We start from the raw sequence: 25,545 nt of genomic DNA on the forward strand, positions 1-25,545 counted from the left end.
TCCATCATGCACCCCGCGGCCTGGCCAGAGGTGCACTCGGAGCCATGACCCAACCGGGACCCACCCCTAGCGTCCGCCTCAGCGGACCGGCGCCCTACGCCCTCCTCGCCGCCGTCGCCGCCTGGTTCGCCCCGGCCACGATGACGGGCCTGCCCCTCGTCGATGCGGTCGAGCGGGCCGTGGTCGTGGCGTTCGTCACCTACGTCGGCTCGCACGGTCGGCGCTGGGCCTGGCTGGCGGCCGCCGCGCTCATCGTCGTGCCCGCCCGAGGGGCGTCGCTGGCCCTCGCCCTGGTCGGCCTGGGCCTCGTCGTCGCGGCCAGCCGGCAGGCGCGCCGCTCGCGCGCGCTGGGCGCCATCGCCATCGGCGTCCTCCTCAACGCCGCGCTCCGCTACCCACCGGGCACCACCTCGTTCGCTCCGCTCGCCGTCGGGGCGGCTGCGGTGCTGCTGGTCGCCTCGGGCTTCCCCCACATGCGGTCGAGGAAGCGGCAGGTCGCCGGCTGGGGCTTGGCGGTCACCGCCGCCGCGATCGTGCTCGTCACGGTCGGGAGCGGGCTCGCGGTCGCCCTGGCCTCGACCCAGGTGCGATCCGGGGGCAGCGCCGCCCGAGCGGCGCTGGATCAGGCGCGAGATGGCGACGCCCCGTCGGCTCAGGCGCACCTGACCGGGGCGGCGCACGACTTCCACCAGGCGTCGAGCCGGGTGAACGGCCCCCTGACCACGGGAGCCCGTCTCGTCCCAGGCCTGTCGCAGCACCTGGTCGCCGTGCGCACCACGATCGACCAGGGCGAGCGCATCAGCGCATCGGCCGACGACCTGCTGGCCACGGCCGACTACGACAAGCTGCAGTACGACGGTCACCTCGACCTCCCACAGGTGCAGGCCCTGGCCGCACCCGCGGCGCGGATGGACGCCACCTTGGCCCACGCCCAGCGGTCGCTCTCCGACGTCGACTCGGATGCCCTGCTCCCGCCCCTCCGGGATCAGATCACCAAGTTCAACACCGACATCACGGGGGCCCGCCGCGACGCCGACCTCGCGTCGTCCCTCCTCGCGGTGACGCCCGACCTGTTCGGGGCCGATGGCCCGCGCCGCTACCTGGTCGTCTTCCAGCAGCCCGCCGAGCTGCGCGGCTCGGGCGGGTTCGTCGGCAACTACGCCGAGCTGCTGATGGACCAGGGCAAGGTCACGATGCCTCGGAGCGGCCGCATCGTGGACCTCATCGACGGCCCGAACAAGGGGAACCGCACCCTCCGCGGCCCCGCCGACTACGTGCGGCGCTACGGACGGTTCCATCCCGAGGAGTTCGTCCAGGACGTCACGTTCTCCCCGGACTTCCCGAGCGACGCCCAGGTCCTGAAGGACCTCTATCCGCAGGCCGGCGGGTCCGAGGTCGATGGTGTGATCGCCGTCGACCCGACCGGCCTCGCCGCCCTGCTGAAGCTCACCGGCCCCATCAACGTCCCGGGCCTCGTCGAGCCGCTGACCGCCGACAACGCCGTCGAGGTGCTCACCAGGTCGCAGTACGTGCAGCTCCCCGACGAATCCGAGCGGGGCGACATCTTGACCGAGGCCACCCGGCTCACCTTCGAGAAGCTGACCGCGTCGCGCCTGCCGGCACCGCGCGCGCTCTCCGAGACCCTGAGCCCGGCCGCCCGCTCCGGCCACCTCCGGCTGTGGTCGCCCGACCGGGCCGAGCAGGCGGTGTTCGAGCGGCTCGGTGCCGACGGCAGCCTGGCCGTGCCCACCGGCGCGGACGGTCTCTCGGTGGTCCAGCAGAACACGGGCAACAACAAGGTCGACGCGTACCTCCACCGCACGATCACCTACCTCCCCACGGTCGATGCCGCCACGGGAAAGCTCACGGCGAAGCTCCGCATCGAGCTGCACAACGACGTGCCTTCGGTCGACCTGCCCCCCGCCGTCGTGGGCAACACGCGGGGCGTTCCACCCGGCACCAACCTCAGCTGGGTGACGATCTACACCCCGAACAGCGTCACCTCGGCCACGATCGACGGCAAGGCCACCAAGCTCGGCCCCAGCAGCGAGGCGGGCCTGCGGGCGTGGGACACCCCGCTCGTGAGGATCCCGCCGGGAGGCACCGTGGTGATCGAGGTCGAGCTGGTGGGCGGGGTCGACCTCACCGACGGCTACCGGCTCACGCTCCTGCCCCAACCCATCGCCAACCCGGACCGGTTCTCGGTGACGCTCGGGGTGCAGCACGGCACGCTGGAGGGCTCGAAGGGGCACGAGATCTCGCTGCTCCACGACGAGCCGGTCACCCAGCCGACCCACCTGCACGCGGCCGTCAGCAGGACCGGCTCCTGAGAAGGAGCGCGACCACCCTCAACCGGTGCGCTAACCTGCCGATCATGTCCTTGCCGCTTCTGTGCGGGGATGCTGGGGAGGGAATCGACCACATGTTTCGCAGGATGCTCATCGGTGCCGCAGTGCTGGTCGCGTTGTTCGCAGCGCCGGCTGCCGCCCAGTACGACTACACGGTCAATCCTGGCCAGGTGGAGCCGGGCGGGGCGGTCTCGGTCAGCGGCCAAGGCTGTGCGCCAGGGGCCACCGTGACGATCACGATGACCGAGGGTGACACCACCGCCACCCGCGCCTTGGGCGATGTGATCTTCCAGACGACGGTCGTCGCCGATGCAAACGGTGAGTTCACGGTGGAGTTCAACATCCCCGATGGAACGCCCGTCGGCACCTACACCGTCACCTCCACCTGTGGAGACACCGTGGTGGGGAGCGAGACCATCGACGTCGTCTCCGCCACCACCACCACGCCGAGCGGTACTGGCAGCGGCTCCGGCGGCACGATCGTCCGCACGGGCTCCGACCTGACCGGCCTGGGCCTCGTCGGGGCCGGGCTGCTCACGCTGGGCGGCATCTTCCTCATCGCCACCAAGTCCCGCCGGAACCTCGCCCGGGCCTGATCTCGGCTCCGCCCCGCCCCGGTTGCACCTGGGGTCGGGCGGGTACACGTGAGCCATGGACATCGCCATCACCGGCTCATCCGGGCTCATCGGGACGGCGCTCGCCGGCTCGCTCCGCGCTGACGGCCACCGGGTCGTCCCCGTGGTGCGCACCGCGGGCCGCGCCGGCACCGTGGTGTGGGATCCCGCCAAGGGAACGATCGATGCCGAGGGGCTCGAGGGCCTCGACGCCGTCGTGCACCTCGCCGGGGCCGGGATCGCCGCCGGGCCCTGGACCGCCAAGCAGCGCGCCCGCATCCGCGACAGCCGCGAGCAGGGCACCAGCCTCCTCGCCACCGCGATCGCCGGGCTCGACCGGCCGCCCGCCGTCCTGGTGAGCGGCTCGGCCATCGGGTACTACGGCGATCGGGGCGACGAGGTGCTCACCGAGGCGTCGGGGCCCGGCGACGACTTCCTGGCCGGCATCTGCACGGCCTGGGAGGGCGCGACGGCGCCCGCGGCCGACGCTGGGGTCCGGGTGGCGCACCTGCGCACCGGGATCGTCCTCGACCGCGACGGCGGGGCCCTCGCCAAGCAGCTCCCGATCTACCGGCTCGGCCTCGGCGGCAAGGCGGGCCGGGGGACGCAGTGGATGTCGTGGATCTCGCTGGACGACGAGGTCCGGGCCATCCGGTTCGCGCTCGACACCGACTCGGTCTCGGGCCCCGTGAACCTGACGGCACCGAACCCGGTGACCAACGCCGCGTTCACCAAGGCGCTCGGCGCCGCCGTGCACCGACCCACGTTCTTGACCATCCCCCGCTTCGTGCGCCACGTCCCGGCCGGGATCGGGCCCCTCGTCGAATCGCTGCTGTTCTCCTCGGCCCGCGTCGAGCCGACGGCCCTCGTCAGCGCCGGGTTCACCTTCGAGCACCCGTCGCTCGATGAGGCGCTCGCGTCCGTCCTGTCGGGCTCCTGACGCCGATGCACCTCCACCCGGGGCGGCCCTCCTAGGGTGACCAGACCATGACCGGCCGACGCATCGCCGCCTTCGACTTCGACGGCACCCTGACCCGGCGGGACACGCTCGTACCCTTCCTGGCCACGTCCTGCGGGCCCGGCGCGTTCATCCGTGCGCTCGGCCGGGTGGCCCCCACCGCGCTGCGGGCGCGCACCGGACGCACCCACGGGGCCGTCCACCCTCGTGACGCGGGCAAGGCGGCCCTGCTCCGGGAGCTCTACGCCGACCGCCGCGCCGACTGGCTGGCCTCGCAGGGCCAGAAGTACGCCGCCACCCTCACCCGCCGCCTGCGTCCGGAGATGGTGGAGCAGGTGCGCTGGCACCGAGAAGCCGGCCACGAGCTGGTCATCGTGTCCGCCGGGCTCCGCACCTACCTCGAGCCCTTCGCCGCCGACGCTGGCTTCGACCACGTGATCGCGGTCGAGCTCGAGGCCGATGACGCGGGGGTGCTGACGGGTGAGCTCCAGGGGCCCAACGTGCGCGGGCCGGAGAAGGCGGTGCGCCTGCGCCGCTGGCTCGGCGACGACCAGCCGGAGATGCTGTGGGCCTACGGGAACTCCAGCGGCGACACCGAGCTGCTGGCCATGGCCGACGTGCCCGTGTGGGTGGCCGGCCGCAAGCGCGACACGACCGCCCGGCCCGAAGGCGCAGGCGGTCGTGTGGCGAACCCTCAGGTGGGCTGAGTCAGCTCACTTGGGCTGCATGCGGATGCCGCCGTCGATGCGGATCGACTCGGCGTTCATGTAGCTGTTGCTGAGCAGCTCGGCGGTGAGCGAGGCGAACTCGCTGGCCTGGCCGAGGCGCTTCGGGAAGAGCACGCCGACCTCGAGCTTGGCCTTGAACGCATCGGCGCCCTCGCCCTCGCCGTAGATGGGCGTGTCGATGAGGCCGGGGAGGATGGTGTTGACCCGGATGCCCGATGCGGACAGGTCGCGGGCGATGGGGAGGGTCATGCCGACCACGCCGCCCTTGGAGGCGGAGTACGAGGCCTGGCCGATCTGGCCGTCCTCGGCCGCGACCGAGGCGGTGTTGACGATGGCGCCGCGCTCACCGAACTCGTCGGGCTCGTTCTGCGACATGGCCGTGGCGGCGATGCGGATGCAGTCGAAGGTGCCGATGAGGTTGATCTCGACGACCTTGCGGAAGAAGCCCAGGTCGTGAGCCGAGCTGTACTCGCCGTCGCGGCCGATGGTGCGGGAGGCCCAGCCGATGCCGGCGCAGTTGACCAGCGCCTTCAGCGGTCCGAGCTCCTTGGCGGCCTCGACCGCAGCGATGATCTCGTCGGTCTTGGTGACGTCGCACGCCACGAACACCCCGCCGATCTCCTTGGCGAGGGCGTCGCCCTTCTCCTGCTGGCGGTCGAGGTCTGCGACCACGACCTTGGCCCCGAGGGAGGCGAGGTGGCGGGAGGTGGCCTCGCCGAGACCCGATGCCCCACCCGTGACGATTGCGCTGATGCCGTTGATCTCCATGGGTGCGAACTGTATTGACTGATCGGTCAAGTGGTGAAACCGGTGCCTCCCGCCCGAAGCGGGCTCCGCCCACCGAGTACCCTCGCCGCCGGTGCCCACGACGATCGAACCCCGCGAGCGACGCCCGCTCCCCGCCTGGACGGCCGCCGTCGCGTGCATCGTGGCCATCGTCGCCGGCGTCACCCTGCTCGGCTCGTGCGCCGGGGAACGGGCCTCCCTGGGCTCGCTGCCCCCGAGCATCCCGGCGCACCCGTCGACGTCGGTGGCCACCACCTCCACCACCGAGGCGATCACCCCCGACGACGGGACGCTCGGCCCGGAGGACCTGCTGGGCTGGATCGCCACCCCGGCCGGCGACCCGCAGGTGTACGCCACGCCGTCCAAGCAGGCCGAGAAGCTCGCCATCGGGGCCAAGACCACCGCTGGTGCCCCCACCACGTTCGCCATCGTCGGCGACGCCTCCCCCGGAGCCACCACCGAGGCACCCGGGTGGTACCGCGTGGCCCTGCCCACCCGGCCGAACGGGTCGACCGGTTGGGTGCCGATCTCGTCGGTCACCGTGACCAAGACGCCGTTCCGCGTCTTCGTCGACCTGAAGGGCCGCACCCTGCGCGTCGAGAAGGACGACTTGGGCGTGTTCACCACCACCGTCGCCATCGGCACCGCCGAGAACCCCACGCCGCAGAACGGCACCTACGTCACCGAGCTGATCGCCAACACCAACCCGGGGGGCTCGTACGGGCCCTACGCGTTCGGCCTGGCCCTGCACTCCGACACGCTCAGCGAGTTCGGCACCGGCGACGGCCAGGTCGGGATCCACGGCACCGACCACCCCGACCTGATCGGCCAGGCCGTCTCCCACGGCTGCGTCCGGCTGAAGAACGACGACGTCAAGGCGATGGTCGACCTGGCGCTCCCGCTCGGGGTCCCGGTCTTCATCACCGGGTAGGCGCCGTCCTCAGCCGAGGTGGACGGGCCGGGTCAGGTCGTCGTCGGGCAGCGGGCCGTCGGTGATGGCCATCACGTCGAGCCAGCCCATGTCGACCCGGTCGCCCGTCGACGTGAGGAACGCAGTGTCGGCGGCGTCGCGGCCCGTGGCGATGCGGACCATCGCGGGGCGCGGCGCCAGGCAGGTGGCATCGACCACCACCCAACGGCCATCGACGTAGGCCTCGGCCACGGCGTGGAAGTCCATGGGCTGCAGGCCCGGGGCGTAGACCGCGGCCAGGCGGGCCGGGGTGTCGCAGCTGCGCAGGATCGCCACCACCAGGTGGGCGAAGTCCCGGCACACGCCCTGACCGGCCAGGAGCGTGGCCACGGCGCCGTCGGTGGGACGGCTCGACCCCGCGATGTAGGCGATGCGCATGCCGACCCAGCTCGAGACCGCATCGAGCAGGTCCGGACCGCGCTGCGACCCGAACTCGGCCCGGGCGAACGGGGCCAGGCGATCGGACTCGCAGTAGCGGCTGGGCCGGACGTAGCGGACCAGGTCCATCTCATCGACCGATGGGGCCGCCGCGGTGCCGGAGATCGAGGCGGCGTAGGCCACGTCGAGGCGGCCGGGACCGAGCGCCGGGGCGACGTGCAGCCGCGTGCCGTGCTGGTCGAGGACCTCGTGGACGGCGACGGGGGCTCCATCGAGGGTCACCGCCATCGATTCGGACGCGAGCGGGGTGTCGGCCGCCACGGCCACCGACACGATGATGTCGGAGGTGCCGTCGAGCCGGGCGTCGAAGCGGCACGAGACCGAGCGATCCATCCGCCACTATCCCACGTCGCCCCGACCGGCCCCCTGACCCCAACCGCCCCCACCTGGGGTGAGCATGCGGATCACGTCTCCGGCGGCGAGCTCCAGGGTGCACTTGTCGGGGAGGCGGCGGGCCCTCGCTTCGTCGCCGGCCGGCAGCAGCCAGTTCTCGCCCGGGGCTCCGGGACCGCCGCCGGCGAGCCCCCACGGCCGGCTGACGCGCCGCTCGGTGATCAGGGACAGGGTCACCGCCTCGAGCACCTCGACGTCTCGTTCGATGCCCTCGCCGCCCGGGGCGGCCCCTTCCCCACCGCTCCCCCGTCGCAGCCGGTACTTCCGCACGCGGACCGGGAACGCCCGCTCGAACGCCTCGATCGGCGTGTTGCGGGTGTTGGTCATGGCGGTGTGGACGCCGCTCATCCCGGGCACGGGCGAGCCGCCGGCCGGGCGGGGCGGCCGGCCGCCCTGACCACCGCCGATGGTCTCGTAGGACACCCAGCCGGTGCCGCCGAGCAGCAGGTTGTTCATCGTCCCCTGCGATGCCGCCGGCACCCGCTGGGGAACCACCTGGGCCAGGGCGCCCAGGCACACGTCGGCGACGCGCTGGCTGACCTCGACGTTGCCCGCCCCCACCGCGGCCGGGTAGCGAGCTGCCACCACCGTGCCGGCCGGGGCCACCACCTCCACGGTGCGCAGGGCGCCACCGTTGGCCGGGATGGTGGGGTCGAGCACCGAGCGCAGGGCCCACGCCACGGCGCTCACCGTGACCGCCTCGACCGCGTTGACGTTGCCGTGGCGCTGGGGATCGGTGCCGGTGAAGTCGAAGGCGATCGCGTCGCCGGCGATGGTCACCCGCACGGTGATGGTGGTCGGCTGCTGCTGCTCGGGCTCGGGGCCGAAGCTGTCGAGCACGTCGGTGAACGTCCACGAGCCGTCGGGCAGCCCGGCCAGGGCGGCGCGCATCCGGCGCTCGCCGTACGCCACCAGGTCGTCGAGCCCGGCCGCGCCCAGCGCAGCGAACCGCTGCGCCCCAAGCCGGTTGGCGCCCACCTGGGCGGCGAGGTCGCCGGCGCGCTCGTCGGGGGTCCGGCTGGCCGCGGCCATCGCGGCCGCCACCTCGGGGGTGAGGATCGTCGGCGGCAGGCGCAGGCCCTCCTCGTCGATGTGGGTGGCCCCGGCCGGCATGGAGCCGGGCGCCGTGCCGCCGAGGTCGGCGTGGTGCGCACGGTTGGCCACCCACCCGATCCGGCGGCCGCCCTCATCGACCGGGGCCACGAGCGTGACGTCGTTGAGGTGGGTGCCGCCGTCGAACGGATCGTTCAGGATCACCTGGTCGTCGGGCCCCACCTGGTCGCCCATCGCGGCGATGGCAGCCGCCACCGACGCGGGCATCGACCCGAGGTGGACCGGGATGTGCTCGGCCTGGACCAGCAGGGTGCCATCGGCGGTGAACAGGGCGGCGGAGCAGTCGGCGCGCTCCTTGATGTTGGGGCTGAACGCCCCCCGGCGCAGCACCTCACCCATCTCGTGGGCGATGCCCGTGAACCGGGCGATCAGCACGGCCAGCTCAGCGGGCGTGAGCGGGGCCGCCATCAGCGGGCCACCCGGGTGATGATGAACGCGCTGGTGACGGGGTGGGGATCGGCTCGCCAGCCCGGAGGCACCCAGATGGTGCAGTCGGCCTCGGCGATCACCGCGGGCCCGACCGCCGCCACCCGCCCGACCGGGGGCAGGTCCTCGAGCTGCACCACCGACGGCTCGCGGCACGTCACCCGCACGGCGACCACCTCGATGGGCGTCCCCGGCCGGACGTAGCCGTTGCGGCGCTCGTGCGCGGCCGGGAAGTCCTCGGGCCGAGCGACCCGGATCTCGTGGGACTGCCCCTCGTAGCGGCAATCGACCGACGAGCTGAGCTCGGCGCCTCCGGTCCCCTGGTCTCCGGGTGCGACCGCGCTGACCTCGGTGAGCAGGGAGGCGATCGCGTCGCCGAGGCCGCGCAGATCGGTGCCCGACGCCCAGCTCCGGACCCTGTCTGACTGCATCGGCGCGGCCAGGCAGCCGAGGGCGGAGAGCACGCCAGCACGGGCCGGCACCACGACCGCCGCCATGCCGAGCGCGTCGGCCACCGCACAGGCGTGGAGCGGACCGGCCCCGCCGAACGCCACGAGCGCCAGGCCCGCAGGATCGACACCTCGGGCGACGGACACGGCCCGGACGGCCTCCTCCATGGCCGCGTCCACGACCGTGATCACGTCATCGGCGGCGACGCCCGCGGCGCGGAGCGCGTCAACGGCCGCGCTGCGATCGAGGACGCCGATGCCCGGCAGCGCCACCCCATCGGGGAGGCGGCCGGCCACCAGGTCGGCATCGGTGACGGTGGGCTCGGTGCCGCCATGGCCGTAGCAGGCCGGACCGGGCACGGCCCCGGCGCTGCGCGGCCCGACGGCCAGGGCACCACCGGCATCGATCCGAGCGATCGACCCTCCCCCGGCCCCGATGGTGTGCACGTCGAGCGACGGCCGGCGGATCGGGAGGCCCGCCACGGTCCGCTCCCCCGCCGGCTCCGGCACCCCGCCCTGGACCAGGCAGACGTCGGTGCTCGTGCCGCCCATGTCGAAGGTGACGGCGTCGGGGAACCCGCTGGCCCGCGCGGCCGCGGATCCGGCCAGCACCCCGCCCGCGGGCCCCGACAGCAGGAGGCTCACCGGGAACCGGGCCGCACCCTCCACATCGGTGAGCCCGCCGGCCGAGGTCATGATCCCGACCGAGTCGGCGGCACCGGCCAGACCTTCGAGGTAGGCCCGGCACGTCGGGAGGAGGTAGGCGTTGACGACCGTGGTGACGGTCCGCTCGTACTCGCGGAACTCCGGCGACACGTCCATCGAGGCCGACACCTCGAACCCCCGCTGCACCAGCTCGCCGCGCACGTCCCGCTCGTGGCCGGCGTTGAGATCGCTGTGCAGCAAGCAGACCGCCACCGCGTCGACCCCCTCCGGGATCTCCGGTACGTCGGCAGGGTCGAGCGGCACCAGCTCGGTGCCATCGGCGGCCAGCCGCCCGGGCACCTCCAACCGGTCCTCGCGGGCGACCAGCGGCTCGGGCCGGTCGGCCCACGGGTCGTAGAGCGACGGCCGGTCCTGGCGGCCGATCTCGATCACGTCGGCGAACCCCTCGCCGGTCACCAGCGCCACCCGGCCGCCCCGCCGCTCGAGCAGGGCGTTGGTGGCGACCGTGGTGCCGTGGGCCAACGAGACCGGCCGGTCGACGCCTTGGGGCAGCACCGCCGCGGCGCCCGAGCGCACCGCCTCCCCCGGGTCGTGCGGCGTCGAGGGCACCTTGGCGATGGTGCCGTCGGCGGCCACCACGTCCGTGAACGTGCCTCCGGTGTCGACCCCGATGCGCATCGCCGACCGCCGGCCCTAGGCGAGGAGGGGCGCGATCAGCCCGGCCAGGACGCCCAGCACCAGGACCGAGCAGAGCACGATGGCGAAGATGCGAAGTTGACGGGGGCTCACCCCCACGAAGCTAGCGGCGCCACCCGATCTGTCCGGTCGCGCTGGTCAGGGGTGCAGGACCAGCAGGTCGGCGCCGAGCCGGGCGTCGAGGTCGGCGTGGAAACGGTCGAACCGGTCGTCCTGCTCGTCCCACACCAGCACGGCCTCGTCGGCGGCGGTGGTGAGCCACACGTCCCGTCGGCGCATCGCCTTCACGAACTCGTCCTTGTCCTTGGGGCTCTTGCGCTCGAGCTGCACCACCCGCTCGGCCCGGCCCACCAGGTCGGCGAAGCGGGCCCGCGAGGCCGGGCTGAGGTTCCGGTCCTGTTCGGGGAAGGCGAGCACCGCCACGTAGGGGACATCGGCGGCGATGGCCGCCTCGGCCGCCAACAGCTCGGCACCGGGGCGCAGGCCGGTGAGGATCCGCAGGTCATGGTGGAGGTGCTCCTGCCCCTCGAAGATCTCGCGCAGGTGGCCGCGCACCCGGTCGGCGGTGGGGTTGGCCTCCCAGCCGCCGAGCCCGTCGGGCGTCATGCCCACGGCGAGCAGCAGGTGGCCATCGGGGATGCGGCTGTCGCGGCGGCGGCGCTCGGCGCGCTGCTCGGCCGGCGGGAGGTCGGAGATCTTGCCTCCGCCGCCCGGGTCGCCGGCGATGGTGCCCCCGACCGACGCCCGGAAGCGGTCGCGCTCCACGACGGCGAGCTCGTCGACGAGATCGTTCATCCGGTCGCCGGAGTGGCCCTTGACCCACTCGAAGGCGATCTCGTGCTTCCGCGCGTCGCGGGCCGCGATCAGCGGCTCCCAGATCTCGCGGTTCTTCACGGGCTCCTTGCCCTTGGTCATCCACCCGTTGCGGATCCAGTTGACCGACCACTTCTCCAGCCCGTCCTTCACGTACGTGGAGTCCATGACGACCGTGAGCGGGCCCGGGTTGGCCTCGATGGCGCGCAGCACGGCGGTGAGCTCCATCTTGTTGTTGGTGGTGGCCGCGTCGCCGCCGCTGCCGTAGTGCTCGGGCGACGACGCCCAGGCCCAACCACCAGGGCCGGGGTTCCCGCTGCACGCCCCGTCCGTGTACACCCGCAGTCGTTCGTCGCCACCCATCCACCCAGTGTGGCCCACCGGTCCGTGAACGCTGGAGGAAGGTTCGCCCGGGTGCGTGCGAACGCGCGGGCGACGCGGCACCATGGCTGGATGGGCATCGATGACGCATTCGTGGACCAGCTGTACGACGCCGACCCGGCGGAGACCCGCGAATGGCTCGAATCGCTCGACGCGGTCACGTCGCAGCACGGCACGGGGCGGGCGGAGTACCTGATCCAGCGGCTCCTCGCCCACAGCAGCGACATCGGACTGCACGTCCCCGAGCAGGTCCGGACCCCCTACGTGAACACGATCCCGCTCGTCGAAGAGCAGAGCCGCTACTGGTTCCCCGGCGACTTCGCCCTCGAGCAGCGCATCCGGGCCTTCATCCGCTGGAACGCCGCCGTGATGGTGGTCAAGGCCAACAAGGCGGCCGAGGGCATCGGCGGCCACCTCGCCACGTTCGCCTCGTCGGCCTCGCTCTACGACGTGGGCTTCAACCACTTCTGGCGCGGCAAGGACGACGGCAACAGCGGCGACTCGATCTACGTGCAGGGCCACGCCGCCCCCGGCATCTACGCCCGGGCGTTCCTCGAGGGCCGGCTCACCACCGAGCAGCTCGACAACTTCCGCCGCGAGATCGGCGGGGTCGGCCTGTCGAGCTACCCCCACCCCCGCCTCATGCCCGACTTCTGGGAGTTCCCCACGGTGTCGATGGGCCTCGGCCCCATCAACTCGATCTACCACGCCCGGTTCAACCGCTACCTCCACCACCGCCGCCTCGACGACACGTCCAGCACCCGGGTGTGGTGCTTCCTGGGGGACGGCGAGTGCGACGAGCCCGAGACGCTCGGCGCCATCTCCCTGGCCGGCCGCGACGGGCTCGACAACCTCACGTGGGTCATCAACTGCAACCTCCAGCGCCTCGACGGGCCCGTGCGCGGCAACGGCAAGGTCATCCAGGAGCTCGAGGGCGTGTTCCGCGGTGCCGGCTGGAACGTGATCAAGGTGGTGTGGGGCTCGGCGTGGGACGAGCTCATCCACAACGACGTCGACGGCCTGCTCGTGCAGAAGATGAACGACACGGTCGACGGCGAGTTCCAGCGCTTCACGGTCGAGGACGGCTCCTACATCCGCGACCACTTCTTCGGCCCCGACCCCCGCCTGCGCAAGATGGTCGAGCACCTCAGCGACGACGAGCTGCGCTGGCTCCCCCGCGGCGGTCACGACTACCGCAAGCTCTACGCCGCCTACCAGGCCGCCACCGAGCAGCGCGGCGCTCCCACGGTGATCCTGGCCAAGACGGTGAAGGGCTGGACGCTCGGTGCCGACGTCGAGGGCCGCAACGCCACCCACCAGATCAAGAAGCTCTCCAACAAGCAGCTCCGGGACCTGCGCATCCGCCTCCACCTCGAGGAGGAGATCCCCGAATCGGCCCTGGCCGACGGCGAGGAGCCGCCGTACTTCCGCCCGCCCGACGGGTCGCCTGCCCACAGCTACCTCATGGCCCAGCGCCGCAAGCTCGGCGGGTCCCTGCCCCGCCGGGTGGTGCGCGACACCAAGCCCATCACCCTCCCCGACGACCAGGTGTTCGACGAGTTCCGGGGCGGCTCCGGCAAGAAGGCGGCCTCCACCACCACCGCCTTCACCCGCCTGCTGCGGGCCTTCGCCCGAGACAAGGGGTTCGGCCCCCGCGTGGTGCCGATCATCCCCGACGAGGCCCGCACGTTCGGCATGGACTCGCTGTTCAAGGAGTTCGGCATCTACGCCGCCCAAGGCCAGAAGTACCAGCCGGTCGACCACGCGCTCCTGCTCTCGTACCACGAGTCGATCGATGGCCAGCTGCTCGAGGAGGGCATCACCGAGGCGGGCTCGATGGCGTCGTGGACCGCGGCGGCCACGTCCTACGCCACCCGCGGCGTCCCGATGGTCCCGTTCTTCATCTTCTATTCGATGTTCGGCTTCCAGCGGGTGGGCGACCTGATCTGGGCCGCAGCCGACGCCCGGGCCCGGGGCTTCCTCCTGGGAGCCACCGCCGGGCGCACCACGCTGCTGGGCGAGGGCCTCCAGCACCAGGACGGCCACAGCCTCGTGCTGGCCTCCACCGTCCCCACCTGCGAGGCCTACGACCCCGCCTTCGCCTACGAGACGGCCGAGATCATCCGCCACGGCATCGAGCGCATGTACGGCCCCGATCCCGAGGACGTCTTCTTCTACATCACGCTCCACAACGAGAACTACGTGATGCCGCCGATGGCCGAGGGCATCGAGGCCGGCATCATCGAGGGCCTGTACCGCTGGAAGCCGGCCCAGGAGTCGAAGACGGCCAGCGTCCGGGCCACGGTCGTGTTCTCCGGTCCGGCCCAGGGCGCCGCGCGCGAGGCGGTCGACGAGCTGGCCGAGCACTGGGGGGTCGCCGCCGAGCTGTGGAGCGCCACGTCGTACAAGCGCCTCCGCGAGCAGGCCATGGAGACCGACCGCTGGAACCGGCTGCACCCCACCGACGAGCCGCGGGTCCCCCGCGTCACCGAGCTCCTGGCCTCGTCCACCGGACCGATCGTCGCCGTCACCGACTTCGTGCGGGCCGTCCCCGACCAGATCGCCCGCTGGGTGCCGGCCGAGCGCACCTACACCTCGCTCGGCACCGACGGCTTCGGCCGGTCCGACACCCGCGAGGCCCTGCGCCGCTTCTTCGAGGTCGACGCCGGCCACGTGGTCATCGCCACGCTGAGCGCCCTGGCGGCCGACGGCCAGATCGACCCGGCGCTGGTCACCAAGGCCATCGCCCGCTACGGCATCGAGACCGAAGACCCCGCGCCCTGGCTCCCCTGACCAGGCGAACGTCCCCGTTGCCAGCCAGTTGTGAGGCGGCTCGGGGACCGCTCTGAGGTGCCCGGTCTTGGGTGGACCGTGCCCCACCACCCACCCAGGAGCACACCCATGAGCACTCCCCTCACGAAGTACGTGGCCGCCGCCGGCCTCGTCGGCGCGTTGGCGTTCGGTGGCTACACCGTCGCCGGCGCCCAGGACAGCGGCAGCACCCCCACCACCACCGTGCAGCCCGGCCCGTCGCCGGAGGCGCCTCCCAACGGCACCGCGCCGCGCGCTGGGGGCGACATGCAGGGGGGTTGCGACCACGACAAGGGCGCCAGCGGGGGTGGCACCACCTCTCCGGGCCAGACGACGCCCGAGACGCCGAGCACCTCGGGCGGCTCCACCAGCTCGTCCTCCAACACCAGCACCTGAGCCTCCGGCTCGACCCGACCGACGCGGCCCGCCCCCTCCGACACGGGGCGGGCCGTGCCGCGTCCCGACCGCCGCACTGCTCGCACCCACGTCAGGGCGGCAAGATTCCCAGGAACCTCACGGCCCGTCCTTAGGGAGCCTTTCAACCTGAACCGAGAGGATGGCCGGCACGATCCCACGCCGCACCGCTGCGACGGCCCTCAGGAGCACCCATGACCGAGACCCACCCGTCCCCCGCCCGCCACCACCTCACCCCCGAGCAGGAGGCGCTCGAGGCCGCGCTGTTCGAGGCCAAGCGGATCCTGGTCGGCCAGGACCGCATGCTGGAGCGCCTGTTCGTCTGCTGGCTGGCCCGCGGCCACTGCCTCCTCGAAGGTGCCCCCGGCCTGGCCAAGACGCTCGCCGCCGAGACGATGGCGATCATCATCGGCGGGTCGTTCAACCGCATCCAGTTCACCCCCGACCTGGTGCCCGCCGACCTCGTCGGCACCCGCGTCTACCGGCCTTCCCAGGAGGCGTTCGACGTGGAGCTGGGCCCGGTGTTCGCCAACGTCGTGCTCGCCGACGAGATCAACCGGGCCCCGGCCAAGGTCCAGTCCGCCCTCCTCGAGGTCATGGCCGAGCGCCACGTGTCGATCGGCGGCGTCACCCACCCGGTGCCCGACCCGTTCCTCGTCCTCGCCACCCAGAACCCGATCGAGAGCGACGGCGTCTACCCGCTGCCCGAGGCCCAGCGGGACCGGTTCCTCATGAAGGTCCTGGTCGAGTACCCGAACCACCGCGAGGAAGCGGAGATCGCCCGGCGCATGGCCTCGCACCGACCCGTCGCCCGCCCGGTCCTGGCCGAGGCCGATGTGCTCCACCTCCAGGCCGCCGCCGAAGACGTGTTCGTCCACGATGCCGTGCTCGACTACGCCGTCCGCCTCGTGCTCGCCACCCGGGAGCCGGCCCAGCACGGCCTCCCCGAGCTGGCGCCGGTGATCGCCCACGGCGCCAGCCCGCGAGCCACGCTCGGCCTGCTCGCCGGCGCCCGGGCCCTCGCCCTCATGCGGGGCCGGACCTACGCCATCCCGCGCGACGTCTTCGACGTGGCCCGCGACGTGCTGCGCCACCGCATCCTCCTGTCGTTCGACGCCATCGCCGACGACGTGCCCGTCGAGGCCGTCGTGGAGCGCATCGTCGGCACGGTGCTCGCCCCGCGGGTGACGCCCAGCCAGGACGTCAGCGCCGACGACCAGGGCGTGTGGGCCGCATGAGCCCGGCGCCCGGCGCCGTCGCCGAGGTCACGTCGGCCGAGCGGTCGCTGCGCCAGCTCGAGCTGACCATCAACCGCAAGCTCGACGGGCTGATCCACGGCGACCACCAGTCGCTGGCGGTCGGCCCCGGCAGCGAGGGCGGCGAGGGCCGGCTCTACCAGCCGGGCGACGACGTCCGCCGGATCGACTGGAACCTCACCGCCCGGTCCGGCGCCGTGCACGTCCGCAACACGATCGCCGAGCGCGAGCTCGAGACCTGGTTCGTGATCGACGGCAGCGCCAGCCTCGACTACGGCACGGCCGACCACGAGAAGCGCGACCTGGCTGCCTCGGTCGTCGGGGCGTTCGGGTTCCTCGTCGTGCGCGCCGGCAACCGGATCGGCGCGGTCGTCTACGACGGCCAGGGCACCCGCGTGGTCCCGCCCCGCGCCGGCCGCTCAGCGGTCCTCGACCTGGTGCTGCGGCTCCAGCGCCGCGACCGCACCGGCGGTGAGGCCGCCACGCTGGCCGACGCCATGCGCAAGGTGCGGCTGCTCGCCCGGCGCCGCGGCCTGGTCGTGGTGGTCAGCGATCTGCTCGACACGTCGGACTGGCCGCAGGAGCTGCGAGCGCTGAGCGCCCGCCACGACGTGGTGGTCGCCCACCTCACCGACCCGCGTGAGGACGAGCTGCCCGCCGTCGGCGTGCTCGCCCTCGTCGACCCCGAGACCGGCGCCCGCCGCGAGGTCCAGACCTCGAGCAAGCGGTTCCGGGAGCGCTACGCCGCGGCGGCTGCGGAGCGCCGGGCCGGCATCGACGAACGGCTCCGCCGCTCCCGGGCGACCCGCCTCCAGGTGTCGACCGATCGGGACTGGCTCCGCGACGTGGTCCGCCACGTGGCCTCGAGGAGGCGGCGCCGATGAGCTTCCTCCATGCCGAACGCCTCTGGCTCCTCCTCGGCGTCGTGGCCCTCGCGGCCGGGTACATCGCCGTGCTCCGCCTGCGAGCGCGCAGCGTCGCCCGCTACACGAACCCCGAGCTGTACGACCGCCTCGCCCCCGACCGTCCCGGTCCCGTCCGCCACGTCGCGCCCGCCCTGGCGATGGGCGCCCTCGCCCTCACCCTGGTGGCCGTCGCCCAGCCGACCCGCCAGGAGCGCGTGCCCCGGGAGAAGGGCGTCGTCGTGCTCGCGATCGACACCTCGCTGTCGATGAACGCCACCGACATCTCCCCGACCCGCATCCAGGCGGCCATCGCCGGCGCCAAGAACTTCGTCGACGAGCTGCCTCCCGGCATCGAGGTCGGCCTCGTGGCGTTCGACTCCGACGCCCGGCTCCTGGTCTCACCCACCACCGACCACGAGTCGGTCGACGGCGCCATCGCCAGCCTCACGGTCAACGAGCGCACCGCCACCGGCGAAGGCGTCTACACCTCGCTCGACGCGGTGAAAGCCGCCCTCACCGACGAGTCCTCCAAGACCGGCGGCTCGGTTCCCGCCGCCATCGTCTTGCTGTCGGACGGCGTCGAGACCGTCGGCCGGTCGGTCGACGCCGCCGCTGCCTCGGCGGCCGAGGCCAAGGTCCCCGTGAGCACGATCGCCTACGGCACCCCGACCGGGACCATCACGATCGACGGCCAGACCGTCGGCGTCCCGGCCGACCCCGCCACCATGGCGGCCGTCGCCAAGACCACCGGAGGGACCTCCTTCGAGGCCACCAGCGCCGGTGAGCTGCACGACGTCTACGCCCACATCCAGACCACCATCGGCTACGAGACCGTCCCCCGTGAGGTGGGCCGGGCGTTCATCGGCGGAGCGTTCCTCCTGCTGCTGCTGGCCGGCGGCATCGCCATCTTCACCTCGGCCCGGCCGCTGTGACCGCCTCGGCGCCGTGCCCAAGGAGATCCTCATGACCCTCATCGCCCCCGACCGCCTCTGGCTGCTGGCCGCGGTCGCCGTGCTCGGCGTGCTGTACGTGGTGGCCCAGGTGCGCCGCACCGCCCCCGCCGTGCGCCACCCCGACCTGGCGCTCGTCGAATCGGTCGCGCCCCGCTGGCCGGGCTGGCGCCGGCACCTCACCGCCGCCGGCCTGCTCCTCGCGATGGCTGCGCTCGTCGTGGGGCTCGCCCGCCCGGCCCACGCCGTCGACGTCCAGCGCAAGGAAGCCGTGGTGATGCTGGCGATGGACGTGTCGAAGTCGATGACCGCCACCGACGTGGCGCCCAACCGGCTCGCCGCGGCCCAGGCGGCCGCCAAGGAGTTCGTGCAGTCCGCGCCCGAGGGGTACCGCATCGGCCTGGTGACCTTCGACGCCAAGACCCACACCCTCGCCTCGCCCACCACCGACCGGGCCGAGCTGCTGGCCGCCATCGATGGGCTGAAGGCGGCCAACGGCACCGCTGCCGGCGACGGCCTCGCCACTGCCGTCGACGTGATCAAGGCCGACGCCACCGCCAACCCCACCACCACCGATCCCTACAAGGCGATCATCCTGCTGGCCGACGGCGACAGCTCCAGCGGCCGGACCCTGGCCGATGCCACGGCCGACGCCGTCGACGCCAAGGTGCCCGTGTTCACCATCGCCTACGGCACGCCCAACGCCACGATCGTGGTCGACGGCAAGACCATGGACGCCGGCGCCGACACCACCGCCATCGCCGCGGTCTCCGCCGCCACGGGCGGCACCGACTACACCGCCTCGTCCAGCGGCGAGCTGTCCGACGTCTACGGCAAGATCGGGACCACCATCGCCGCGGGCACCGAGGACCAGGAGCTGACCGTCCCGCTGGCGCTCGCCGGCGCCCTGCTCCTGTCGCTCACGCTGATCGGCACCATGGCCTGGACGCCCCGGCTGACCTGACCAGCGGCTGCCCGACGCTCCGCTCAACATACTGCATGATGCAGTATGTTGAGCGGACATCGTCTCGAGGGTGGCGGCTCACTGGGTGGGCGGAGGAGCAGGCATCGTGTGGTCGCGTCGTGTGGCGTCGTTCGGGTTCTCGTTGGTGGTCGGGCTCGGCTCGGCGGCGTTCCTGACGTCGTGCGAGCCCGGGCCAGAGTGCACCGGCAGGTGGGTGGGGCCGGTCGGGGGTGCGTTCTCCACGCCCGCCAACTGGGAAGCCGGCGCCGTTCCCACGGCTGCTGACCGGATCTGTGCACCGGAGACTGCATCCATCGTCGTCGACGGCGACGCAACCATCGGATCGGCAGATGTGAAGGGTGCCATCGCCGTCCCGGCGGGCTCCACCCTCACGGTGACCGGCACCGAGGGCTCCCGGGTCGCGGACCTGGAGCTCGCCGGGACGCTCGACGGTGCTGGGCTGGTCGAGGTCGGAGCGCTCGACTGGACCGGTGGGACGATGGCCGGGACCGGCCGCACCGATGTGTCGGCGGCGACGCCGATGACCCTCGCCGACGATGTCGCCCTCCTGGGCAGCCGCACCCTCTACCTGCGCAACGCCGTCGATTGGACCGGCGGTGCGATCTCGATGTGCGGCGACTCGGTCCTGGGCGTCATGGGCACGCTCACCGCGACCGGCCCCGACTCGAGCATCGGGAGCGACGGGTGCCGCTCGATCATCGATCCCCGGCTCTTCATCACGGGGCTGCTCGACGTGGAGTCCCCCACGGCCATCCACGCCGGGGCCTACAACTTCGGGTCCGTGACCATCGAGGACGGCATCACGTTGGAGGCGGACACGTACGAACAGCGGCCCGGCCTCCCCACGCCCGCGACGACGGCGCTGGGCACGGGCGCCACGCTCTCGGTGGACGGCGGCGACGGGGCCGCCGACCTCACCGCGGGACGGCTCACCGGTTCGGGCACGATCGATGGCGATGTGACCGGCGTGGTGACCATCGCTCCCGGGGTCCCAGCGGACGGTGGGACCGGCACGCTCACGGTGACCGGCGACCTCAGCGCGTCGACGGGGACGACCCTTGCCATCGACATCGCCGGAGCGAGCCCCGGCACCGGCCATGACCAGCTCGCCATCGGCGGGACCGCCGGGCTGGCCGCAATCGGCCTCACCACCGATCTGGTCGACGGCTACGTGCCCGCAGCGGGCGACGCCGTGCAGGCGGTCAGCGCCGGCACGGTCACCGGCACGTTCGCCAGCGCCGAGCTGCCCGCGGGCGACGACCCGTTCTGGCAGCTCGACTACGCATCGACGACCGCGACGCTGCGCGCGGTCCACCCGAACCGGGCGCCGGTCGCCACGGCCGATGTCGTCGCCATCAAGGAGGACACGGCGCCGAACCCGGTGTTCGCCGACGTGCTGGGCAACGACACCGACCCCGACGGTGACGCGCTGACCGTCACCAATCCCGGCACCCACACGTTGAGCCACGGGATCCTGGTGCTCAACGCGAACGGCTCGTACGCCTTCGTGCTCGACGACACGAACTCCGAGGTGAACGCCCTGAACGACGGCGAGCACCTGACCGATGCGTTCACCTACCACGTGAGCGACGGCCACGGCGGCACCGACAGCACCACGGTCACCGTCACCATCAACGGCACCACCGACCCGGTGAACCACGTCCCTGAGGCGACGAGCGATGCCGCAACGGTCGACCAGTGGGAGGTCTTGACCATGGCCGCACCCGGCGTCTTGGCCAACGACACCGACGCTGACGGCGACGCGCTCACGGCGCACCTCGTGGACGACGTCTCCGATGGGGAGCTGGCACTCGGCGCCGACGGCTCGTACTCGTACACCCCGGCCAGCACCTTCAGCGGCACCGACTCGTTCACCTACGACGTGTCAGATGGCCGGGACACGTCAGATCCGGCCACGGTCACCATCACGATCCACCCCGTCGCCCGCTGCGCCAGCAAGCCGCGCCCAGGGGTCGACTGGTCCGGCTGCGATCTGACCGGCCGACGCGACCTCCACCAGGTCGACCTCACGGGAGCGAACCTTTCCGGTGCGAAGGTTCCTGGCCTCCACCAGGTCGACCTCACAGGAGCGAACCTCGCCGGCGCGGAGGTCAAGAGCGCGTGGGAGGTGAACTTCGAAGGGGCGAACCTCGCCGGCGCAAGCTTCCACGACGGGTACGTGGCCGGCTCGAACTTCCACAACGCCAACATGAGTGGCACCGACCTCAGCATCTCGCTCGGCTACCCGTTCATCGGTGTCGGCTTCTCGCTCGTCCGGTCCGGCGGCATCTCCGGCACGCCGATCGGCCTCCCCAGCTGGTGCCGGTTCAGCGACGGCTACTTCCTGTGTCCCGGGGTCGACCTCTCCGGGTCCGACCTGGCTGGGCGGGACCTCAGCGGAGCGGACCTCGCCGGGGCGAGCCTCGCCGGTGCGGACCTCCGCAACGCCGACCTCGCCGGATCGAGCCTTCGCTGCTCCGCCAACCTCGGGCGGTGCGTGACCCTGAACGGCGCGACCGTGACCGGTGCGCGCCTATCGGGGATCGACGCGGACGGCCTGCTCTCCGGCGGCCTCATCGGCCAGCCCGCAACCCTTCCGGCCCGCGCAGCAGTGCGACACGGCTACTTGTTCGCCCCCGGTGTCGACCTGAGGGGCCTCGACCTCTCCGGATACGACCTGACCGATCTCGACCTCACCGGCACCCAGCTCGCGGGCTCCAACCTCACCGGGACGTCGCTGTCGGCCGCCACGCTCGAAGGCAACGTGTCCGGCGGGATCACGGGGATCCCGGCCTCGCTCCCGGACGGATGGCGGCTCCACAGCGGCTGGCTCCTCGGCGTGCGATGCGGCATCGACGGTGCCGTGCTCGCCAACCTCGAGCTGTCGGGCATGGACCTGCACGGCTGCTCCATGCGGGACACCAAGTTGTCGGGCTTGAACCTGCAGGGGGCGAACCTCTCCGGCGTGTACTTCTCGAACTCCACGCTCACCAACCTCGACCTCACGGACGCCGACCTCACCAACGCGGTCCTCGTCGAGACCTCCGCGACCGGTGTCATGTTCCAGGGCGCCGATCTGACCGGTGGGAACTTCAAGCTGTTCAAGTCGAGCGGTCTGCTCGGGACGCCAGCGGTCCTTGGCCCCTATCGAATGGTCAACGGTCACCTCGCGGGGCCCGCCGTGGACCTGTCCGGTGCCGACCTGTCGGGTGCAGACCTCTCCAACTTCGCACTGTCCGGTGCACGGCTCACCGGAGCGAACTTCCGCAACGCCGACCTCAGCGGCTCCGATCTGTTCACGGCGGAGATCGGTGGGGCCGACTTCACCGGCGCCACCTTCAAGGGCCTTCGGTCCTGGCGTTCCAGTGGCACGCCGGCTGCTCTGCCCGCCGGGTGGTTCCAGCTCCCGGCGACGCTGATCGGCCCCTACGCATTCGTGCCGTCCTCCGTGGACCTCACATCCTTCGACCTGCACGGCGCCGACCTGAACCACGCCCAACTCAGCGGCGTGCGGCTCGAACGTGCCAATCTGAACGGAGCCAACCTGAGCGGCGCGGACCTCTCGAACTCGAACCTCGACTTCATCCACCTCGCCGGGGCGGACCTGAGCTACGCAGACCTGCACCACAGTGCGATGACCGAGGCGACCCTCAACGACGTCGACGCGTCGTACGCCAACTTCGACAGAGCCTTGGCGCAGGGCTCCAACTGGAGCGGCGCCGTGCTGAAGCACGCGTCCTTCCGAGCGGTTGCGGACCGCGCCATCTTCTTCGGAACCGACCTGAGCTACGCGGACCTCACCTACGCCTCCTTCGAGAGCGCCGACTTCCACTCCGCCAACCTCACCGGAGCGACAGTGACGGGCACCTACTGGGGCTGGGCGGGCTGGGGCAACACGACGTGCCCGGACGGCACCCTGAACGAGGCCGACCAGCCCTGTCGCTGAGAGCGGCCGCGCTCACCGCGGACGTCTCCCCCTGAGACGGCGGGCTTCCAGCCCGCGCACGCAGGCGCCATCCACCCGCCGCCCGCGAGAACCGTCGCTAGCCTCGACCGCGTGCCCGCTCCCGAGTCCTTCCCGATCACGTTCGACGACGACGCCAACGAGCTGCTGGCGCACGATCCGCTGGCACTGCTCTACGGGATGCTGCTCGACCAGCAGGTCCCGATGACCTGGGCGTTCAAGTCGCCCATCGTCATCAAGGAGCGCCTCGGTGACCGCTGGTCCCCCGCCGGCATCGCCGAGATGTCCGAGGAGGACGTGGTCGAGGTGTTCTGCCGCAAGCCCGCCGTGCACCGGTACCCCGCGGCCATGGCGCGCCGGGCCCACGGGATCGCCAAGGTCATCGTCGACGAGTACGACGGCGACACCGCGGCGATCTGGACCACGGCCAAGTCGGGCGAGACCCTCTACAAGCGGGTGTCGAGCCTGCCCGGGTTCGCCACCGAGAAGTCCCAGATCTTCGTGGCCCTCCTCGCCAAGCGCTTCGACGTGAAGCCCCGCGGCTGGAAGACCGCCGCCGGCGCCTTCAGCGACACCCAGCCCCGCTCCGCCGCCGATGTCGACTCCATGCCCAAGCTCCGCGAGGTCCAGGCCTGGAAGAAGGCCCAGAAGGCCGCCAAGAAGTCCAAGTCCGAGTTCTCCATGTAGCCCGGTCGTCGGCTTCGACGCCTCAGCTCGGGGTCGCCGCGTAGTCCGTGTCGGTCACGGGGTCGGCCCAGATGGTTTCGCCTTCGGTGATGGCGAGGTGGGTCATGAAGTGGTCGGTGGCGGCGCCGTGCCAGTGCTCCTCGTTGCCGGCGATGCGGATGACGTCACCGGGTCGGATGGCGATGACCGGGGTGCCGCGGGACTGGAAGCGGCCTTCGCCTTCGGTGACGTAGAGGGTCTGGCCGATGGTGTGGTGGTGCCAGCCAGTTCGGGCGCAGGGGGTGAAGTGCACGGATCCGACCGACATGGGGGTGTCGCCTTGGCCTTGGGCGACGGGGTCGATCCAGACGTCTCCGGTGAACCAGTCCTCGGGTCCCTTGGCGGTTGGCGGGCGTTCTTGCACGTTCATGGTGGTTCCGTTCGTGGTCAGAGGGTGAGGAGGGTCTTGATGGCCCGGCGCTCGTCCATGGCGGCGTAGCCCTCGGCGGCTTGGTCGAGGGGCAGCGTGAGGTCGAAGACGCGGCCGGGGTCGATGGTGCGGTCGGCGATGAGCTCGATGAGGTCAGGGAGGAACCGTCGGACGGGGGCGGGGCCGCCGTGGAGGTGGGTGGCGCTGAAGAACAGCTGGTCGCCAGGGAGCTCGCCGTGGGTGACGCCGACGTAGCCGATGTGGCCGCCGGCTCGGGTGGCTCCGATGGCTTGGAGCATCGACTCGCGGGTGCCGACCGCTTCGATGGTCGAGTGGGCGCCGAGCCCGCGGGTGAGGTCCTGGATGCGCTCGGCGCCTTCGTCGCCTCGTTCCTCGACGATGTCGGTCGCCCCGAGGTCCCAGGCGAGCTGCTGGCGCGCGGGGTTGCGGCTCATGACGATGATCCGCTCGGCGCCGAGCTGCTGGGAAGCGAGCACGCCGAGGAGGCCGACGGCCCCGTCGCCCACCACCGCGACGGTCTTGCCGGGGCCGACCTCGGCGGCGACGGCTCCGTACCAACCGGTGCCGAGCACGTCGGAGGCGGCGAGGTAGCTGGGGATCAGGTCATCGGGGGGAAGGTCGGGGGTGGCGACGAGGGTGCCGTCGGCGAGCGGGATCCGGGCGTACTCGGCTTGGGTGCCGATGGCGCCCAAGGGCTCCCGGTGGACGCACGAGCTCTGGTAGCCGCTCTGGCAGATCTCGCACGTGTTGTCCGACGCGAAGAACGAGCCGATGACGAACTGGCCGGGTCGGATGGTGCGCACCTCTGCGCCGACGGCTTCGACGATGCCGACGTACTCGTGGCCCATCGGGGCGGGGCCGTCGCCGACATCGGTGCCGCGGTAGGGCCACAGGTCCGAGCCGCACACGCAGGTGGCGGACAGGCGGATGATGGCGTCGGTGGGATCGACGATCGTCGGGTCGTCTCGCTGTTCGACCCGGATGTCGCCGGGTCCGTGGAGGATGGCTCCTCGCATGATCAGCCCTCTCCGCGTGCCGTCGGGCGGAACACGTCTCTGGCGACGGCCATCGCGGCCATGGCCTTGGGCCACCCGGCGTAGAACGCCAGGTGGGTGATGGCCTCGATCAGCTCGGCCTCGGTGAGGCCGTTCTGCTTGGCGAAGTCGAGGTGGAACACGAGCTGGTCGGTGTTGCCGAGCGTGACGAGCGCGGCGACGGTTGCCAGGCTGCGATCTCGCTTCGCCAGCTCGGTGCGCTCCCAAGCGTCGCCGAACAGCACGTCGTCGGTGTACCCGACGAGGGCGGGGGCGAAGTCGCCGAACATCTTCTGGGCGCCCGACGGTTCGGGGTCGGTGGTGGGCATG

21 protein-coding genes are annotated in these 25,545 nt (G+C 72.2%); 13 read left to right on the forward strand and 8 right to left on the reverse strand.

What is annotated here, in order from left to right:
- Positions 1-44 precede the first annotated feature (44 nt).
- The 4 genes from ACPPVX_RS03160 (at position 45) to ACPPVX_RS03175 (ending at position 4,627) form a co-directional block, all read left to right on the forward strand.
- Positions 45-2,330 carry a DUF4012 domain-containing protein gene (locus ACPPVX_RS03160; RefSeq protein ID WP_426573435.1) on the forward strand — a complete coding sequence of 762 codons (2,286 nt, stop codon included), beginning with the start codon at positions 45-47 and terminating at the stop codon, positions 2,328-2,330.
- Between the two features lie 92 nt (positions 2,331-2,422).
- On the forward strand, positions 2,423-2,944 hold the full coding sequence (locus ACPPVX_RS03165; protein ID WP_426573436.1) for a hypothetical protein: 522 nt from the start codon (positions 2,423-2,425) through the stop codon (positions 2,942-2,944).
- A 55-nt stretch (positions 2,945-2,999) separates the two neighbouring features.
- Positions 3,000-3,902, forward strand: coding sequence for a TIGR01777 family oxidoreductase (locus ACPPVX_RS03170; protein WP_426573437.1), 903 nt, complete (start codon positions 3,000-3,002; stop codon positions 3,900-3,902).
- A 47-nt stretch (positions 3,903-3,949) separates the two neighbouring features.
- Positions 3,950-4,627 carry an HAD-IB family hydrolase gene (locus ACPPVX_RS03175; RefSeq protein WP_426573438.1) on the forward strand — a complete coding sequence of 226 codons (678 nt, stop codon included), beginning with the start codon at positions 3,950-3,952 and terminating at the stop codon, positions 4,625-4,627.
- Between the two features lie 6 nt (positions 4,628-4,633).
- On the opposite strand, the gene ACPPVX_RS03180 is transcribed toward ACPPVX_RS03175, so the two are convergent.
- Positions 4,634-5,416 (reverse strand): SDR family NAD(P)-dependent oxidoreductase, encoded by a 783-nt coding sequence (locus tag ACPPVX_RS03180; protein WP_426573439.1) that lies wholly within the window; start codon positions 5,414-5,416, stop codon positions 4,634-4,636.
- Between the two features lie 91 nt (positions 5,417-5,507).
- Between ACPPVX_RS03180 and ACPPVX_RS03185 the strand changes: the two genes are divergently transcribed.
- Positions 5,508-6,365: a L,D-transpeptidase gene (locus ACPPVX_RS03185; protein ID WP_426573440.1), complete on the forward strand. Its 858-nt coding sequence runs from the start codon at positions 5,508-5,510 to the stop codon at positions 6,363-6,365.
- 9 nt (positions 6,366-6,374) lie between these two features.
- On the opposite strand, the gene ACPPVX_RS03190 is transcribed toward ACPPVX_RS03185, so the two are convergent.
- The 4 genes from ACPPVX_RS03190 to ACPPVX_RS03205 form a co-directional block, all read right to left on the reverse strand.
- Positions 6,375-7,175, reverse strand: coding sequence for a transglutaminase-like domain-containing protein (locus ACPPVX_RS03190; RefSeq protein ID WP_426573441.1), 801 nt, complete (start codon positions 7,173-7,175; stop codon positions 6,375-6,377).
- A 6-nt stretch (positions 7,176-7,181) separates the two neighbouring features.
- Positions 7,182-8,756: a hydantoinase B/oxoprolinase family protein gene (locus ACPPVX_RS03195; RefSeq protein WP_426573442.1), complete on the reverse strand. Its 1,575-nt coding sequence runs from the start codon at positions 8,754-8,756 to the stop codon at positions 7,182-7,184.
- The gene (locus ACPPVX_RS03200) at positions 8,756-10,567 is read right to left on the reverse strand and encodes a hydantoinase/oxoprolinase family protein (protein ID WP_426573443.1); all 1,812 of its coding nucleotides are present in this window, start codon (positions 10,565-10,567) and stop codon (positions 8,756-8,758) included. Before ACPPVX_RS03200 ends, ACPPVX_RS03195 begins: the two co-directional genes overlap by 1 nt.
- Positions 10,568-10,723: 156 nt before the next feature.
- Entirely contained in the window at positions 10,724-11,761 is a 1,038-nt protein-coding gene (locus tag ACPPVX_RS03205; RefSeq protein WP_426573444.1) for a ribonuclease H family protein, read from the reverse strand.
- A 90-nt stretch (positions 11,762-11,851) separates the two neighbouring features.
- On the opposite strand from ACPPVX_RS03205, the gene aceE reads away from it, so the two are divergent.
- The 8 genes from aceE (at position 11,852) to ACPPVX_RS03245 (ending at position 23,751) form a co-directional block, all read left to right on the forward strand.
- The gene (gene aceE / locus ACPPVX_RS03210) at positions 11,852-14,572 is read left to right on the forward strand and encodes a pyruvate dehydrogenase (acetyl-transferring), homodimeric type (protein WP_426573445.1); all 2,721 of its coding nucleotides are present in this window, start codon (positions 11,852-11,854) and stop codon (positions 14,570-14,572) included.
- Between the two features lie 108 nt (positions 14,573-14,680).
- On the forward strand, positions 14,681-14,986 hold the full coding sequence (locus tag ACPPVX_RS03215) for a hypothetical protein (protein ID WP_426573446.1): 306 nt from the start codon (positions 14,681-14,683) through the stop codon (positions 14,984-14,986).
- Positions 14,987-15,198: 212 nt separating this feature from the next.
- Positions 15,199-16,242, forward strand: coding sequence for an AAA family ATPase (locus ACPPVX_RS03220; RefSeq protein ID WP_426573447.1), 1,044 nt, complete (start codon positions 15,199-15,201; stop codon positions 16,240-16,242).
- A complete protein-coding gene (locus tag ACPPVX_RS03225; protein WP_426573448.1) occupies positions 16,239-17,144 on the forward strand; it encodes a DUF58 domain-containing protein in 906 nt (301 codons plus the stop codon). The genes ACPPVX_RS03220 and ACPPVX_RS03225 overlap by 4 nt, the downstream gene beginning before the upstream one ends.
- Positions 17,141-18,097 carry a VWA domain-containing protein gene (locus tag ACPPVX_RS03230; RefSeq protein WP_426573449.1) on the forward strand — a complete coding sequence of 319 codons (957 nt, stop codon included), beginning with the start codon at positions 17,141-17,143 and terminating at the stop codon, positions 18,095-18,097. The genes ACPPVX_RS03225 and ACPPVX_RS03230 overlap by 4 nt, the downstream gene beginning before the upstream one ends.
- Positions 18,098-18,128: 31 nt before the next feature.
- Complete coding sequence (locus ACPPVX_RS03235; RefSeq protein ID WP_426573450.1) at positions 18,129-19,079, forward strand: VWA domain-containing protein; 951 nt, start codon at positions 18,129-18,131, stop codon at positions 19,077-19,079.
- A gap of 106 nt (positions 19,080-19,185) precedes the next feature.
- The gene (locus tag ACPPVX_RS03240) at positions 19,186-23,046 is read left to right on the forward strand and encodes a pentapeptide repeat-containing protein (protein WP_426573451.1); all 3,861 of its coding nucleotides are present in this window, start codon (positions 19,186-19,188) and stop codon (positions 23,044-23,046) included.
- 111 nt (positions 23,047-23,157) lie between these two features.
- On the forward strand, positions 23,158-23,751 hold the full coding sequence (locus tag ACPPVX_RS03245; RefSeq protein WP_426573452.1) for an HhH-GPD-type base excision DNA repair protein: 594 nt from the start codon (positions 23,158-23,160) through the stop codon (positions 23,749-23,751).
- A 22-nt stretch (positions 23,752-23,773) separates the two neighbouring features.
- Here ACPPVX_RS03245 and ACPPVX_RS03250 read toward each other — a convergent pair whose 3' ends face one another.
- The 3 genes from ACPPVX_RS03250 to ACPPVX_RS03260 are packed head-to-tail and all read right to left on the reverse strand — an operon-like array spanning position 23,774 to position 25,544.
- Positions 23,774-24,160, reverse strand: a complete 387-nt coding sequence (locus ACPPVX_RS03250; RefSeq protein ID WP_426573453.1) for a (R)-mandelonitrile lyase — start codon at positions 24,158-24,160, stop codon at positions 23,774-23,776.
- A gap of 17 nt (positions 24,161-24,177) precedes the next feature.
- The gene (locus ACPPVX_RS03255; protein ID WP_426573454.1) at positions 24,178-25,197 is read right to left on the reverse strand and encodes a zinc-dependent alcohol dehydrogenase family protein; all 1,020 of its coding nucleotides are present in this window, start codon (positions 25,195-25,197) and stop codon (positions 24,178-24,180) included.
- 2 nt (positions 25,198-25,199) lie between these two features.
- The gene (locus tag ACPPVX_RS03260; protein WP_426573455.1) at positions 25,200-25,544 is read right to left on the reverse strand and encodes a carboxymuconolactone decarboxylase family protein; all 345 of its coding nucleotides are present in this window, start codon (positions 25,542-25,544) and stop codon (positions 25,200-25,202) included.
- Between the last annotated feature and the right edge of the window lies 1 nt (position 25,545).

This window comes from Aquihabitans sp. McL0605 (assembly GCF_049993875.1).
Classification (GTDB): domain Bacteria; phylum Actinomycetota; class Acidimicrobiia; order Acidimicrobiales; family Iamiaceae; genus Aquihabitans.

Bases quoted from the DNA above. Each gene is read 5' to 3' on its own strand.
- ACPPVX_RS03160 (WP_426573435.1), top strand. From the start codon at position 45: ATGACCCAACCGGGACCCACCCCTAGCGTCCGCCTCAGCGGACCGGCG.
- ACPPVX_RS03165 (WP_426573436.1), top strand. From the start codon at position 2,423: ATGTTTCGCAGGATGCTCATCGGTGCCGCAGTGCTGGTCGCGTTGTTC.
- ACPPVX_RS03170 (WP_426573437.1), top strand. From the start codon at position 3,000: ATGGACATCGCCATCACCGGCTCATCCGGGCTCATCGGGACGGCGCTC.
- ACPPVX_RS03175 (WP_426573438.1), top strand. From the start codon at position 3,950: ATGACCGGCCGACGCATCGCCGCCTTCGACTTCGACGGCACCCTGACC.
- ACPPVX_RS03180 (WP_426573439.1), bottom strand. From the start codon at position 5,416: ATGGAGATCAACGGCATCAGCGCAATCGTCACGGGTGGGGCATCGGGT.
- ACPPVX_RS03190 (WP_426573441.1), bottom strand. From the start codon at position 7,175: ATGGATCGCTCGGTCTCGTGCCGCTTCGACGCCCGGCTCGACGGCACC.
- ACPPVX_RS03195 (WP_426573442.1), bottom strand. From the start codon at position 8,756: ATGGCGGCCCCGCTCACGCCCGCTGAGCTGGCCGTGCTGATCGCCCGG.
- ACPPVX_RS03200 (WP_426573443.1), bottom strand. From the start codon at position 10,567: ATGCGCATCGGGGTCGACACCGGAGGCACGTTCACGGACGTGGTGGCC.
- ACPPVX_RS03205 (WP_426573444.1), bottom strand. From the start codon at position 11,761: ATGGGTGGCGACGAACGACTGCGGGTGTACACGGACGGGGCGTGCAGC.
- aceE (WP_426573445.1), top strand. From the start codon at position 11,852: ATGGGCATCGATGACGCATTCGTGGACCAGCTGTACGACGCCGACCCG.
- ACPPVX_RS03215 (WP_426573446.1), top strand. From the start codon at position 14,681: ATGAGCACTCCCCTCACGAAGTACGTGGCCGCCGCCGGCCTCGTCGGC.
- ACPPVX_RS03220 (WP_426573447.1), top strand. From the start codon at position 15,199: ATGACCGAGACCCACCCGTCCCCCGCCCGCCACCACCTCACCCCCGAG.
- ACPPVX_RS03225 (WP_426573448.1), top strand. From the start codon at position 16,239: ATGAGCCCGGCGCCCGGCGCCGTCGCCGAGGTCACGTCGGCCGAGCGG.
- ACPPVX_RS03230 (WP_426573449.1), top strand. From the start codon at position 17,141: ATGAGCTTCCTCCATGCCGAACGCCTCTGGCTCCTCCTCGGCGTCGTG.
- ACPPVX_RS03235 (WP_426573450.1), top strand. From the start codon at position 18,129: ATGACCCTCATCGCCCCCGACCGCCTCTGGCTGCTGGCCGCGGTCGCC.
- ACPPVX_RS03250 (WP_426573453.1), bottom strand. From the start codon at position 24,160: ATGAACGTGCAAGAACGCCCGCCAACCGCCAAGGGACCCGAGGACTGG.
- ACPPVX_RS03255 (WP_426573454.1), bottom strand. From the start codon at position 25,197: ATGCGAGGAGCCATCCTCCACGGACCCGGCGACATCCGGGTCGAACAG.
- ACPPVX_RS03260 (WP_426573455.1), bottom strand. From the start codon at position 25,544: ATGCCCACCACCGACCCCGAACCGTCGGGCGCCCAGAAGATGTTCGGC.